17 protein-coding genes and 1 riboswitch are annotated in these 14,340 nt (G+C 41.2%); of the genes, 8 read left to right on the top strand and 9 right to left on the bottom strand.

Features of this window, described 5'->3' with window-relative positions:
• Positions 1-30 precede the first annotated feature (30 nt).
• From NST18_RS02650 to NST18_RS02640, 3 genes are read right to left on the bottom strand one after another with little or no spacing between them, the layout of a single operon-like run.
• A complete protein-coding gene (locus NST18_RS02650; protein WP_004888960.1) occupies positions 31-594 on the bottom strand; it encodes a Uma2 family endonuclease in 564 nt (187 codons plus the stop codon).
• 43 nt (positions 595-637) lie between these two features.
• A complete protein-coding gene (locus tag NST18_RS02645; protein ID WP_004888959.1) occupies positions 638-1,708 on the bottom strand; it encodes a tetraprenyl-beta-curcumene synthase family protein in 1,071 nt (356 codons plus the stop codon).
• The gene (locus NST18_RS02640) at positions 1,683-2,501 is read right to left on the bottom strand and encodes an alpha/beta hydrolase (RefSeq protein WP_004888958.1); all 819 of its coding nucleotides are present in this window, start codon (positions 2,499-2,501) and stop codon (positions 1,683-1,685) included. The genes NST18_RS02645 and NST18_RS02640 overlap by 26 nt, the downstream gene beginning before the upstream one ends.
• 82 nt (positions 2,502-2,583) lie before the next feature.
• Here NST18_RS02640 and NST18_RS02635 point away from each other — a divergent pair, with 82 nt between their 5' ends.
• Together NST18_RS02635 and NST18_RS02630 are read left to right on the top strand one after the other, a co-directional pair.
• Positions 2,584-3,114: a gamma carbonic anhydrase gene (locus NST18_RS02635; RefSeq protein WP_004888957.1), complete on the top strand. Its 531-nt coding sequence runs from the start codon at positions 2,584-2,586 to the stop codon at positions 3,112-3,114.
• Between the two features lie 73 nt (positions 3,115-3,187).
• Positions 3,188-3,718, top strand: coding sequence for a phosphatase PAP2 family protein (locus tag NST18_RS02630; RefSeq protein ID WP_004888956.1), 531 nt, complete (start codon positions 3,188-3,190; stop codon positions 3,716-3,718).
• 376 nt (positions 3,719-4,094) lie between these two features.
• On the opposite strand, the gene metK is transcribed toward NST18_RS02630, so the two are convergent.
• Entirely contained in the window at positions 4,095-5,300 is a 1,206-nt protein-coding gene (metK, locus tag NST18_RS02625; protein WP_004888955.1) for a methionine adenosyltransferase, read from the bottom strand.
• A gap of 120 nt (positions 5,301-5,420) precedes the next feature.
• Positions 5,421-5,529, bottom strand: a riboswitch (SAM riboswitch).
• A 174-nt stretch (positions 5,530-5,703) separates the two neighbouring features.
• Between metK and pckA the strand changes: the two genes are divergently transcribed.
• Entirely contained in the window at positions 5,704-7,290 is a 1,587-nt protein-coding gene (gene pckA, locus NST18_RS02620; RefSeq protein ID WP_004888954.1) for a phosphoenolpyruvate carboxykinase (ATP), read from the top strand.
• 294 nt (positions 7,291-7,584) lie between these two features.
• On the opposite strand, the gene NST18_RS02615 is transcribed toward pckA, so the two are convergent.
• Positions 7,585-8,664, bottom strand: a complete 1,080-nt coding sequence (locus tag NST18_RS02615) for a fatty acid desaturase family protein (RefSeq protein WP_004888953.1) — start codon at positions 8,662-8,664, stop codon at positions 7,585-7,587.
• 237 nt (positions 8,665-8,901) lie between these two features.
• Between NST18_RS02615 and NST18_RS02610 the strand changes: the two genes are divergently transcribed.
• The 4 genes from NST18_RS02610 (at position 8,902) to NST18_RS02595 (ending at position 11,794) form a co-directional block, all read left to right on the top strand.
• A complete protein-coding gene (locus tag NST18_RS02610) occupies positions 8,902-9,144 on the top strand; it encodes a DUF2584 domain-containing protein (RefSeq protein WP_004888952.1) in 243 nt (80 codons plus the stop codon).
• 99 nt (positions 9,145-9,243) lie between these two features.
• Positions 9,244-10,221 (top strand): ABC transporter substrate-binding protein, encoded by a 978-nt coding sequence (locus tag NST18_RS02605; RefSeq protein ID WP_004888951.1) that lies wholly within the window; start codon positions 9,244-9,246, stop codon positions 10,219-10,221.
• A gap of 9 nt (positions 10,222-10,230) precedes the next feature.
• Entirely contained in the window at positions 10,231-11,001 is a 771-nt protein-coding gene (locus NST18_RS02600) for an ABC transporter ATP-binding protein (RefSeq protein ID WP_004888950.1), read from the top strand.
• On the top strand, positions 10,988-11,794 hold the full coding sequence (locus tag NST18_RS02595; RefSeq protein WP_004888949.1) for an ABC transporter permease: 807 nt from the start codon (positions 10,988-10,990) through the stop codon (positions 11,792-11,794). Before NST18_RS02600 ends, NST18_RS02595 begins: the two co-directional genes overlap by 14 nt.
• Positions 11,795-11,821: 27 nt before the next feature.
• Here the strand turns inward: NST18_RS02595 and ytkD are convergent, their stop codons facing one another.
• From ytkD to NST18_RS02575, 4 genes are all read right to left on the bottom strand, one after another.
• A complete protein-coding gene (ytkD, locus tag NST18_RS02590) occupies positions 11,822-12,295 on the bottom strand; it encodes an RNA deprotection pyrophosphohydrolase (protein ID WP_004888948.1) in 474 nt (157 codons plus the stop codon).
• Positions 12,296-12,358: 63 nt separating this feature from the next.
• The gene (locus NST18_RS02585; protein WP_004888947.1) at positions 12,359-12,667 is read right to left on the bottom strand and encodes a hypothetical protein; all 309 of its coding nucleotides are present in this window, start codon (positions 12,665-12,667) and stop codon (positions 12,359-12,361) included.
• Between the two features lie 114 nt (positions 12,668-12,781).
• A complete protein-coding gene (locus tag NST18_RS02580; protein WP_004888946.1) occupies positions 12,782-13,219 on the bottom strand; it encodes a Dps family protein in 438 nt (145 codons plus the stop codon).
• Between the two features lie 208 nt (positions 13,220-13,427).
• The gene (locus tag NST18_RS02575) at positions 13,428-13,901 is read right to left on the bottom strand and encodes an S-ribosylhomocysteine lyase (RefSeq protein ID WP_004888945.1); all 474 of its coding nucleotides are present in this window, start codon (positions 13,899-13,901) and stop codon (positions 13,428-13,430) included.
• A gap of 129 nt (positions 13,902-14,030) precedes the next feature.
• Here NST18_RS02575 and yidD point away from each other — a divergent pair, with 129 nt between their 5' ends.
• Positions 14,031-14,255: a membrane protein insertion efficiency factor YidD gene (gene yidD, locus NST18_RS02570; RefSeq protein WP_004888944.1), complete on the top strand. Its 225-nt coding sequence runs from the start codon at positions 14,031-14,033 to the stop codon at positions 14,253-14,255.
• The last annotated feature ends 85 nt before the right edge of the window (positions 14,256-14,340 follow it).

Below are 14,340 nucleotides of genomic sequence, written 5' to 3'. Positions count from 1 at the left end.
TCGGTCTTCCCTATCGCTACTTTTGCTTTGTTAGTGAAATATTTCTTCTAAATGAACAAACAAACCTGGAAAGCAAACAGATTGAACAGTTCCAACACTTACTTTAATATCCGCCTGCTCGTATAGCCTCTCTTCATTTAATACATAAACGGTCACGGCTTGTTTCATTGGATTGACAATCCAATATTCTTTTACACCATATTCCATATATAAATTAAACTTCGTCACTAAATCGTACGCTTGATTCGAAGGACTGAGTATTTCAACAATTAACGTCGGAACACCGACATATTTTGTGTCTGTAAATCCGGTTTGATCACAAATAATGCTTAAATCAGGAATGACGAGCTTTCTTTCAGAACATGTTTCACTCACTAGCTCAATGTCCGTAGGGGCGGCAAATACTTTACATGTCTTTCCTTTCAAATAACTCCCGAATATTGTATGAAGATTGCTTGATACGAGTTGATGCTGGATGCTCGGTGAAGGTGTCATATAAACGACGCCATCAATATATTCTAATCTTTCATCACTATGTTGACGCATAATTAGATATTGTTCATACGTGACGTGTGAAAAGCGAGGTAACGACATATTCATCCCTCTCTTCTTTTCTTCCATTATACACCCGTTTTCTTCACGCATACATCCATTTTTGCCATTTTCGATACATTCTGCCGTTCCAATAAAAGAAGTGGGACGTCATGCCACCGGAACGCAACAATTGTTTCGCTAGCTTATGAATACCTTCTTGCTCGTGTACTTTTTCATCTGATAAATATAATCCGAGCAAGCCACGATGAATAAAGCGATGAAATTCACGATGTGGCAATTGTGCAATATGGCGATCTGCCTCTTCAATGAAATGACGCAAACGGGCAAATAGCGTCTCCTCATTCGGATAATAAAAACAAAAATTTAAATCTCCACCTTGTCGGTCTTCCTCTTGATCAATGAAATAATCAAGCAAAATGTGCAGCCCTTGTACGTATGGAAAATAGCTGTTGCGCACACGTTGTGCAAGAAGCTGATCGAACGCATCGTTGCAGGCGTAAGCAACTAGACAAAAAATACCGAGCGTTGAACCAGAACAAGCGGAAAATTCGTACCACTCCATTTTCGGCAACGATGCTTCATGTTTAGCGAACCATTGCTTCAAGCGCGGAATGCGCTCCTCTTTTTTTACATGTTTATGTACTTGTAAGTCACAATAATATGATGCAAGTTCATGTAAAAATGGAGCAATGACGTCATAATGTTTCACTTCTTGCAACATTTCTTGGCACGTATCGACAAGGGCATGCAAATAGCCACCGTCATCTTGTTCGGCACGATAACGATAATATGCCTCTTTTTTTGCCCCGACCGTTAACGCATGGATCATTGAATCGTGCAACGCACGAAAGTCAGTCGGATCCAGCGACGTACTGCGATCGCATAAATTATCGAGGTAATCGCTAATCGTTTGATAAGCAACGATAAAACGAATGCATCGCTCCATTTCTTTTCCCGCCAGTAAAGCTAAAATCGCGCCCCCTTCGCAATGAAACGTTTTTGTTGCGATGCTCGCTAACGCTTGTTTGCGCAATTCTTCGTTCGGAATAGCTTCTGCTCTTTTTTTCCAAACGGCTAGTTCCCGGTGAACAAGCGGAAAAACGCGATGATAGACAGCTCGCATTAGACTAAACGGATTTGTTGGAACGTTCAATGAGTTCACCCCTTTGCAGCTGCAAAGTTAAAAACGTATGGGCATATAAAAATACTTGTTCACGTTCAGGTTCGTTAAAAATTTCATGATACAGTTTTGGCCATTCTTTATACACTTTTTCACTTACCGTCAACTGATCAAACCATGATTTGACTGCATGTTTATCGACAATTTTATCATCTCCCGCCTGCATGACAAGCATCGGAACGTCTGGTAAGTCCGCAATTTTATCATGAGCAATCTGAATGGCTTTGACTAGCTCACGATACCAGCGAACAGACACTTTCGTCACGTATAATGAATCGTTTTTATCCATCTCACGCACTTCTTCATTTCGAGTCGCCATCTCCACCGTTAACCCTAATGGAAAACGCTTTTTCGGATGAATGACATTTAAAATGCGTGAGGCGATTTCAAGTGCTTTGGACGGATAGTGAACGAGCCCTAAACATGGAGAAGATAAAATGACACCGCGCACAGGAAGACGCTTTTCTTGTAATGTGCGAATGACAACAAGTCCCCCCATACTGTGGCCAAGTAAAAAAACAGGCTGCTCATACACGCTTGCTTCATGCACCCAACTGGCAACCGCTTCGATATATTCGTCAAAGGAATCAATATGTCCTCTTCGACTGCGTGATGTCGTTCCTTGCCCTGGTAAATCTCCTGCAACAACATGAAAACCGTGCGTGCGAAACATTTCAATAAGCCATTTATACCGACCGTGATGTTCAGCGGCACCGTGAACGATTACAATCGTTCCTTTTGCGTTTTCTCCTTCCCATTTCCACATATACACCCCTCCTTTATGTTTACGAATAGACGAAAAATTTGTACACTAAATATAACAAAACGAAACGAAAGGGACGAGTGAAATGATTTATCCATATAAAGAACACACACCAAACATTGCACGTTCTGCTTTCATCGCCGATTACGTTACTATTACAGGCGATGTAACGATTGGAGAGGAAACGAGCGTTTGGTTTAACACTGTCATTCGCGGAGATGTTGCACCAACGATCATCGGCAATCGTGTGAACATTCAAGACAATTCTGTCCTGCATCAAAGTCCAAACAATCCACTTATTATTGAAGATGATGTCACCGTTGGCCATCAGGTCATTTTACATAGTGCCATCGTGCGAAAAGGTGCCCTCATCGGCATGGGCTCCATCATTTTAGACGGTGCCGAAATTGGTGAAGGTGCGTTTATCGGCGCTGGTAGCCTCGTTCCACAAGGAAAAAAAATCCCGCCACGCACACTTGCATTCGGTCGTCCTGCGAAAGTGATTCGTGAATTAACTGAAGAAGATGAGCGTGAAATGGCACGCATTCGTCGCGAATATGTCGAAAAAGGACAATATTATAAATCACTTCAAGTAAACAAACCACGCGACAAATAAGCGTGGTATTTTTACATTGTTTTATTATTGACTTCACATATGTATTTTATCATAAAATCAGGGGGATTTGCTTATGTTACGAAAATGGTACGATTGGGAGTGCAAGTTATTTTACAGCATTAATCGTTATTTTGATCAAAAATGGCTAAACACCTATTTTCGTTCAATTACACACGTTGGAGGGGCTACATTTTCAATTACATCGGTTATGCTAGCCATTTGGCTATTGCGGGATGAATGGCGCGATACTGCTATCGCAAGTGCGATCGCCTTAGCACTTAGCCATATTCCTGTCACAATGATGAAAAAAATATATCCTCGCAAACGACCGTATATTTCACTGCATAAAACGAAAGTAACAAAAAACCCATTAACTGACCATTCATTTCCATCAGGACATACGACTGCAATATTTTCTGTCATCGTTCCGTTTTTACTATACGCTCCAGCGCTTGCTGTTTGTCTTTTACCTATTGCTGTTAGCGTTGCCGTGTCGCGCATTTACTTAGGGCTTCATCCTATTTCGCGCAGGAGACTCCCACTTCAACGAACAAAGGGAGTAAGTGGGAGAGGAATGCGCGTTCCCCCTTTCTTTTGTGTATGATATAATAGAGGCGTGGAGAAAACCGTTTAATAAAGGCACTCCAGTAACTGCTACTCGATGTATGGAGTTGGTTACAGGAAACGTTGTAACCGTAAAACATCGAGCGTGGGTTCGTCTGTTGTGTGTGGAAGCCAAGTACTGCCAACAGACATGCCGAGAGAATCGGTAACGATGCAGGCATGACCTGCGTCGTTGGGTAGTCGTCAACCTGCCCCTGATGCAACCCCAAGTCAAGGAAGGAGGACAGAGTCCGTTTGCACTTCTGGGGAGTTGCAAGCCCTCACTTCAAGCGTTAGCTAAGTGGGGGTAGTTGACTTTCTGTTCTTACTTAAAAAATAGGAAAGGAGAGCTACATCTTGTAACTCTCCTCTTTTCCTTACTTCGCTAACTGTAACGCTTGTTGTTTTAACGCTTCCGCTTTATCTGTACGCTCCCAAGGAAGATCAATGTCCGTACGGCCGAAGTGACCATAAGCTGCTGTTTGTTTATAAATCGGGCGACGGAGATCGAGCATTTTAATAATGCCTGCTGGGCGAAGGTCGAAGTTGTTGCGCACCACTTCAATTAATACATCCTCAGATACTTTGCCTGTGCCGAACGTGTCGATTGAGATCGATACAGGTTGCGCCACACCGATCGCATATGCTAATTGCACTTCACATTTATCCGCAAGACCTGCTGCGACAATGTTTTTCGCTACGTAACGAGCCGCATATGCTGCCGAGCGATCTACTTTCGTTGGGTCTTTTCCTGAGAAAGCCCCACCGCCGTGACGAGCATAACCACCGTAAGTGTCAACGATAATTTTGCGTCCTGTTAACCCTGCGTCACCTTGTGGACCACCGATGACGAAACGACCTGTTGGGTTAATGAAATATTTTGTGTTTTCATCGATCAACTCCGCTGGAACGACAGGTTGAATGACATGTTCTTTAATATTGCGCACAATTTGATCTTGCGTAATTTCTGGATGATGTTGTGTGGAAACAACGATCGTATCAATGCGTACAGGTTTGCCGTTTTCATCATACTCCACTGTCACTTGCGTTTTTCCGTCCGGGCGTAAGTATGGTAAAATGTCTTCTTTACGCACTTCTGCTAAACGGCGCGCAAGTTTATGGGCAAGTGAAATTGGAAGCGGCATAAGCTCTTTCGTTTCGTTGCACGCGAAACCAAACATTAATCCTTGGTCTCCTGCACCGATCGCTTCGATTTCTTCATCTGTCATTTGCCCTTCACGAGCTTCTAACGCTTTGTCAACACCCATCGCGATGTCTGGTGATTGTTCATCAATTGACGTTAATACGGCGCACGTATCGGCATCAAAACCGTATTTTGCACGTGTATAGCCAATCTCGCGAATCGTTTCACGAACAATTTTTGGAATATCTACATATGTAGACGTTGTAATTTCTCCGCTCACTAAAACAAGTCCTGTTGTTACACTCGTTTCGCATGCAACACGCGCATTTGGATCATTCGCTAAAATCGCATCTAAAATCGCATCGGAAATTTGGTCACAAATTTTATCCGGATGCCCTTCCGTTACAGATTCAGATGTAAACAGACGACGTTTAGGCATTCAAACATTCCTCCTCAGTATAATGACAAATGATACGGTACTCATCCCTCTTATTATGGTCTATCGTGAAAAAAACCTTTCCCTCAGAGGAAAGGTTCTTGCATTTGTCTGCGCCTTTCACTCTTATCGTTCAAGGGCGTCCCCTTGCCACAGGTTAGCACCTTTTCACGTATGTGACGGTTGCTGGGTTTCATCGGGCCTGTCCCCCTCCACCAACTCGGGATAAGAGTATCCGTTCATCTCAGCATCATATCACATCTATCATAAGCGAGTCAACGTTTTTTCTCCCTTTATGATGTCTAAAATAAATTCAAGAAAAATACATGAATTAGTATGGACTATTTATCAAAATGTGTTATACTTTTTACATAAAGATAAATCAAACAAAGGTAGGTTTTGTCCAATGAATTCCATTGAACTGACAAACAAATTATCAACGCTCTTACAAAGGGATGGGGTTTTTCATAACTTATCTGTACCACGACTAGTAGAAAAAGTACTAACTCGGAAAGAAGGCATCCTAACTTCATCAGGAGCGATTTGTGCAACAACCGGAAAATATACAGGCCGTTCTCCAAAAGATAAATATATTGTAGAAGAACCATCTGTTAAACATAAAATTGATTGGGGAACTGTCAACCAACCAATTTCTGAAGAAGTATTTGATAAACTTTACAACAAAGTGACCGATTATTTAATGACAAAAGAAGAACTATTTGTATTTAATGGCTTTGCAGGCGCCGATCCTGCTTATCGCTTACCGATTCAAGTTATCAATGAATTTGCTTGGCATAACTTATTTGCCCATCAATTGTTCATTCGTCCAACAGCGGAAGAATTACAAACACATGAACCACAATTTACAGTCATTTCTGCACCAACATTTAAGGCAAATCCATCTGTTGACGGCACGCGTTCAGAAACGTTTATTATTATCTCATTTGAACGTCGTACCGTGCTTATTGGTGGAACAGAATATGCTGGTGAAATGAAAAAATCCGTTTTCTCTGTCATGAACTTTTTATTGCCAGAACAAGGAATCTTCCCGATGCACTGTTCAGCAAACGTCGGTCAAGAAGGTGATGTCGCGCTCTTTTTCGGTTTATCTGGTACAGGAAAAACAACGCTTTCTGCTGATCCAAACCGTCGCCTAATTGGCGATGACGAGCACGGTTGGTCAAACAACGGTGTTTTTAATATTGAAGGTGGATGTTATGCCAAATGCATTAACTTATCACGTGAAAAAGAGCCGCAAATTTTCGATGCGATTCGCTTCGGCTCCGTATTAGAAAACGTCATGATGGATCCAGATACGCGCATACCAAATTACGACGATGCAACGTTAACTGAAAATACGCGTGCGGCGTACCCGCTTGAAGCGATGGATAATATTGTTCAACCAAGCATTGCAGGTCATCCGCATACGATCGTCTTTTTAACAGCAGATGCATTCGGGGTATTGCCGCCAATTAGTAAATTAACGAAAGAACAAGCAATGTATCATTTCTTAAGCGGATATACGAGCAAATTAGCAGGCACAGAGCGCGGAGTGACAGCGCCGGAAGCAACGTTCTCTACATGCTTCGGCTCACCGTTTTTACCGCTTCCAGCAACACGATATGCAGACATGCTTGGACAAAAAATCGATGCTCACGGCGTTCAAGTATTTTTAATCAACACCGGCTGGACGGGAGGCGGATACGGCATTGGCGAACGGATGAAGCTATCGTATACGCGCGCGATGGTCAAAGCGGCGTTAGAAGGAGAATTAAACAACGTCGAAACCGTTCAAGACCCGATTTTCGGTCTGCATATTCCGCTTCACGTTCCCGGTGTGCCTGATGAAGTGCTGCAACCAAAAAGCACATGGGCCGATCCAGAAGCGTATGAACAAAAAGCAAAAGAGCTTGCGGCGAAGTTCCAGGAAAACTTCAAAAAATTCACAAACATTGATCCACGCATCGAAAAACTCGGTGGGCCAATCGCGTAAACAACAAAAGCTGCCTGTTTCGGCAGCTTTTTTCTTTTTTTTATTGTTTGTACAAAGTTTGTACAAACCATTTACGAAATGGAACATATAGTGGTATATAAAAACGAACAAAAGGAGGCTAAAAAATGACGAGAAGACGAAAAATTATATTAAAAGCAAATTAAAAGAAAAAATGAAATAGCTTTCAATGACACATCTCCCCTATAATAAAACATGCAAGAAAATAATAAGACGTGGCGAATTGTCCACGTCTTGTTTTCTTTATAAAAACAAAAAGCGCCGAGATGCGACGCTTTATTTTTCTTTTACCATTTTTCCTATAACATTTTCTTTCACTTTATGCGAAAGGTCATCTATATTTAATCCATATCCAAGCGTGCCGTATACATATCCTTCACGCGGCTCGATTAGTTCTGTTTGTTCGTGATAAAGCCGTGGTGTTTTCCATAGCGCAATTAACGCTTTTGTCATCGGCATTTCATAATAACGATCCGGCCGTAGTTGTTTAATATATTGTTTAACGAGCGGATAATATTTTGAACTCATCGCTGGGAACAAATGATGTTCTGTATGGTGCGAAAAGTTAAAATGCAATATGTCGACCCACTTCGGAACGATGACAGTTAAGCTGTTTGCTAATGGATCGTTAACTGGAACGAGCGGATTTAAGCGATGGTTCGTTGAAATGTATCCCATCACGATCGTATTTCCAATAAGTAGTGGAAGAACGAACGCAAAGAGCCATTTTTCTACTCCGATCATCAACAATAACCCAATCCATACCGACCATGGTAAGACAAATTGCCAGAATACGGCACGACGATTTCCTTTTTCAAAATCCTTCCAAAAATGAAGAAGCATATGAAGCGAATGAACTGTAAACATCCCTGCTAAAGACAAGAACGAAAAAGCCGCACGAATCGGAAACGGAATGCGATAAACCCAACGGAGGAAACGACTTTGAGCTAAACGTTTGATCGTTGGCCACGCATCCGGATCAAGTTCCTCATGTTGTGTATGCACATGATGCGTTGCGTTATGCCATTTTCTCCACAACTTTGGACCTGTGCAAAGTGGCAAAAATGCAATGCCTCCTAACAAATCACGAAGCCACGCCCGTTTGACAACTGTTCCATGCAAAATTTCATGTCCTAAAAACCCTAAACCAGCAAAACAAAATCCAATAACAACTGAAAGCAATCCGTTCCATAACCAATGGAGATCAAATAAAGAAATCGTGACAATGCTGCTAACTAAAACGAGCATGTAAGCAAGACCACCAAACAGACGAGACGGAACAGGACGGAACGCTTCCTCAGGCAAATACGGGGCAATGCGAGCCGCATACCACCCAAATGAATGAAATTGTTTCATCAATAAAAAACTCCCCTCATACGTAAACACTTCGTTCAAAAAAGAAATGAATATTCAAACATCTCTCTTTCAAACTTATTGTCATCGTACCATTTACATTTTTGTCCTGTCAATAAAATTTATCACTAGATCATATGATTTATTTATATGATATAGTATCAATATATGAAATGCAGTTGTGTAATCGTCATAAATGTGTTTCAATGAAGGTAAAAATGTGGAATATGGAGTGATCCTATGGGTATGCCGTTAGAAGTACAAACAATGATCGTCACAAATGGAAAAGAAAAACGAATTGAACACAACTTATTTGTATTACAAAAAGAAGGCTATCGTTTATATCCGCTTGATGTCCCATTAGAAGTAAGACGAACAAAACACGGAGAAGCAACAGGGCAAGCTGTTGTCAAAAAACTTGTTCTTGAAAACGAGACAACGATCGTTACATATGAATTGATTGCCTTACATTCAATTAATTAAACCGTCGGGGGATGTGCTCGGCGGTTTTCTTTTTAGATCATTCACACATTTTTATTAGGCGCATACGATAAAGCAAACGACAGGAAAGAGGGGAAACACATGCGAAAATGGGGGTTTTTGCTCATTATTTTAATGTTTTTACTTACAGCCTGCTCATCAAATGATGTAAAAACGTTACGCGTTGCAGAAGTAACTCGATCCATTTTTTACGCTCCACAATACGTGGCAATTGAAAAAGGTTTTTTTGCTGAAGAAGGGCTTCATATCGAACTGAATACGACGTGGGGCGGCGATAAAACGATGACGACACTTTTATCAAACGGAGCGGATATTGCGCTCGTCGGTTCCGAAACGTCCATTTACGTGTATAGCCAAGGAGCTGTTGATCCGATCATCAATTTCGCGCAATTGACACAGACCGATGGTACATTTTTAGTTTCACGAAAACCAATCGCCAACTTTACATGGGATCAACTGAAAGGAAGTACATTTTTAGGACAGAGAAAAGGCGGCATGCCGCAAATGGTCGGAGAATACGTCTTGAAGCAACACGGAATTGACCCGCACAAAGATTTAAACCTCATTCAAAATATTGAATTCGCAAATATTGCCAATGCATTTGCAAGCGGAACAGGCGATTTCGTCCAACTATTTGAGCCAACTGCTAGCATTTTTGAACAAGAAGGAAAAGGATATATTGTCGCTTCATTCGGAACGGAATCTGGTCATCTCCCATATACGACATTTATGGCAAAACAAAGTTTTATCGACAAAAATAAAGATGTCATCGAAAAATTTACGCGTGCCCTTTATAGAGCACAACAATGGGTACAAACACATGATGCGAAAGAAATTGCAACAGTCATTCAACCGTACTTTGAAAATACAGATATCGCTCTCATTGAAAAAGTCGTCGATCGCTATAAACAACAAGGTTCATACGCAACTGATCCGATTTTAGATGAAGAAGAATGGAACAATCTCCAAAACGTGATGAAGGAAGCAAATGAATTACCGTCGTACGTGGATCACTCCATTTTAGTCAATACATCATTTGCTGAACATGCAAAAAAGTAGGTGAACATCATGCCCATTTTAACGATTGATCAAGTGATGCACGCCTACGTCACAAAGCAATCTGCCGTATTGGCGCTTGATCATCTATCGCTAACTGTCGAGAGAGGAGAGTTTGTCTCCTTTCTCGGCCCAAGCGGCTGTGGAAAAACAACGCTTCTTTCAATTATCGCAGGATTGATCGAACCGACAAAAGGACGTGTGCTTATCGAAGGAAAAGAAATAAGAACAATGCGTCAAACGATTGGATATATGCTACAACATGATTATTTGTTCCCATGGAAGACGATCGAACAAAACGTGACACTTGGATTAAAGCTAATGGGAAAATATAGCGAGAAAACAAGGAGACAAACACTCGCCCTATTGCATCAAATCGGGCTGCGCGATGTCGATGACCGCTATCCTAATGAATTGTCGGGAGGAATGCGCCAACGCGCTGCACTCGTACGCACGCTTGCAACGGATCCGAAAATATTACTGTTAGATGAGCCGTTTTCAGCGCTTGATTATCAAACAAAGCTCAAACTAGAAGATCTTGTATGGGAAACGTTAAAACAGTATCAAAAAACAGCACTTCTTGTCACGCACGATATTGGTGAAGCCATTGCGATGAGCGACCGCATCGTTTTATTTACCGCAAGACCGGGAAAAATTCAAAAAATCGTTACCGTTCCAGATTCGTTAAAAGCGTGTACACCGTTTCAAGCCCGCCAACATCCAGATTTTTCACCGCTCTTTCAAATGATTTGGAAGGAGTTAGAGAGCATTGAACAAACATGAGTGGTTGCAACGTATATATGATCAATATATGGCATATGAAAAACGCGAAAAACAAATCGTCCGTTTTTTTCAAGTAATCATTGTCATTACGTTTTTTAGTTTATGGGAAATCGCAAGCCGATTTCATCGGATTGATCCGTTATTATTTAGCTCCCCGTCTTCCATTTGGCATTTGTTTATCGCCAAAATACGCGATCATACATTGCTAACACACACGACCGTCACATTAACAGAGACGGTGCTGGGCTTTATCACCGGAACGATGATCGGCGTTTGTTTTGCAGCAATACTTTGGTGGTTTCCGCGCATCTCAAAAATCGTTGATCCGTATTTAGTCATTTTAAACGCGATGCCAAAAGTAGCGCTCGGTCCGATTTTAATCGTCGCACTCGGACCGAATATGACATCGATCGTCGCAATGGGAGCGATCATTTCGATCATCATTACAACGATTGTCGTTTACACCTCATTTAAAGAAGTCGATGCAAACTATATAAAAGTGCTTCGAACATTCGGAGCAACGAAACGACAGTGGTTTACAGAGGCCATTTTACCTGCCTCCTTCCCAACAATCATTTCAACGTTAAAAGTAAACGTTGGTCTATCTTGGGTTGGTGTCATCGTTGGTGAATTTCTCGTCTCAAAACAAGGGCTCGGCTATATGATTATTTACGGCTTCCAAGTGTTTAACTTTACGCTCGTTTTATTAAGTTTGCTTATGATTGCTTTACTCTCTAGCATCATGTACCAGCTTGTCAGTTGGTTTGAAAAAAAATTAATAAAACGCGCATAACCCCACACGTCAAAAAGCGGTGGGGTTTTACAACATTCCCCGCCGCTTTAACTCTTGTTTTGTATATGTCCATACGCCATCTTTCATAATAAAACTAAATCGTTCATCTTTCGCTATGTCATCTGGCATATGCTCAATGAGCACAGGACCATTTGTTTCAAAATACGACTCCCTTTGTTCCAAAGATTTAACATGGGCAAAGTAAATATTTTTTACAATCGTTTCATTCGGACAGTTGACTTCATACTGTCCAATGTACGTGATCTTTTCAACGACCCCTCCCGTTTCTTCCCTTACTTCACGAATAGCTGCCTCTTCTGCCGTCTCTCCCTCTTCTACTTTGCCACCCGGAAACTCCAAGCCACGTACAGCGTGATTTGTCAATAACCAACGACCACCGTACCGACAAATAACGAAAACATGTTTCGGTTGCTTCGAGAAAGGATGGTCAGAAAAAGAAAGTCGAACGTTGTATCCGTAGTAATCTTGAAATACAATCATCACCGTCTACCCTCAACTGTATGTTTTCTTCATTGTACCACACAGTGAAGTAGTCGACAGCTTTTATAACTGTATGACACCCATCGTTTCAATTTGTTGTTTCGCTTCCTCATCGCCAAGTTCATAAATCATTTCATACACTTTTTTCATTGCGTTGTCATACCCGTCGTTCGGCCGATCATAATGATATTGCACATATGGCACATGTGCACGCCAAAACGATTGCCAATCGGATGAATACATTTCATCAAAATACTCCCGTAATTGAATGATTTCTTCATCCGTCGCTTCAATGCGAAATTCCCATGGGGAAGCCGTTTTCACTTGTGAAATCTCACCACGTGCCACCGAAACATAATACGTTTTTTTCATCGACCCACCTCTTTTTCGTTTGTTACAGTTAGTGTGAGTCGATTCATTTATTTTCATGCAACAAAAGCACTCATCTGCGACTGAACATGCAAATAAGGTGGGGCCACTCCCACCTTATCCGAGAAACGATTTGAGCATCCATACATGTTTTTCTAAACTTTGATGAATGCCTAAAAGCATATCGCCTGTTGTTTCATCTCCAATTTCTCCGGCGTAGTCCATGCCAGCTTTCAATTCTTTAATCATCGTTTCAAAATCGCGAACAATTTCCGCTACCATTTCTTCCGCCGTTTCATTTCCTTTTGCTTCATGTACGGATGCTACCGCTAAATAATCTTTCATCGTTGCTAGCGGTTTTCCACCTAATGCTAATAAACGTTCTGCTAACTCATCAATATGTAGTGCCGCTTCATTGTACAACTCTTCAAATTTTGTATGCAACGTAAAAAACTGCGGCCCTTTCACATACCAATGGTAGTTGTGTAATTTTACATATAACACGTTCCAGTTTGCAATTTGTTTGTTGACAATATCAATTAATTTTTCTTTCACACTAATTCCCTCCTCGATTATAAACTTCCCTCTCTTTCATTATAGCAAACAAAAAAAAATTTGGAAAATGATACGTTTTTGCATGAACAATGTAGAGAGACATGTAACCATCATTGTATTGGTAGTGACCGCTTCGAAAGCATAGTTGATAAATTGCCAACTGAAAAAATAAAGGCCCAGACGTATAGCGCGCCTGAACCTTTATTTTTTAACTGAACACCTTTTTCAATTCTTCCTTTGGCTGCGATAGCCAATATCGCATAAGTCGCTTAGCTCCTTCTAAATCGTGCAATTTCGCTTGACCGCACTCTTTTTCCGTTGCAGCTGGCACTTCTGTAACCGTCAATGCCTCATTCATCGTCGCCTCAAGCAAATCAATAATTTCTTCGACTGTTGGCGTGCCACTAACGACTAAATAATACCCCGTTTGACATCCCATCGGAGAAATATCGATAATATCAAAATGAGCGTATTTTTCAGCATGCTTACGAATGTGCACCGCTAGTAAATGTTCAAGTGTATGAATCGCTGCCGGTTGCATCGCTTCTTTATTTGGTTGACAAAAGCGAATATCAAATTTATTCACAACACCGTCGCTACCGACTTGATGAACACCACAATGGCGAACGTACGGTGCTTTGACCGCACAATGGTCTAGTTCAAAGCTTTCTACTGAAGGCATATTTCTCACCTCTTTTTCAATTGTCACGTTTTTATCATACACAAAAGTCCGACTTTTTTCATCTTTTTTTGTTGGAATTGTTTCGTCCAACTATGTTACAATAAGAAAAAATAGGGGCGGGCGTATTACATGAAACATATATTCATCTTACTCATTCGTTTTTATCAACGATTTATTTCCCCTTTAAAACCACCGACATGTCGCTTTTATCCGACTTGTTCGCATTACGGATTAGAAGCGATTCGTCGCTTCGGTGCACTTAAAGGAGGCTATTTAACAATCAAACGCATTTTAAAATGCCATCCATTTCATCCAGGTGGATTTGATCCTGTTCCAGAGAAAGAGCAAAAATAGTTGCCCTTTCTCTTTTTTTCGATATGATAAACAATGTAAATCGTAATAATTACGTTTGAAGATTGGTCTACTTTTGTCGATCCAC

The sequence above is a fragment of the Anoxybacillus sp. FSL W8-0104 genome, assembly GCF_038004465.1.
In the GTDB taxonomy this organism is placed as follows: Bacteria; Bacillota; Bacilli; order Bacillales; family Anoxybacillaceae; genus Anoxybacillus; species Anoxybacillus flavithermus_G.
Note: the sequence above shows the minus strand (reverse complement) of the source record. Positions and strands in the feature narration are given on the sequence as shown.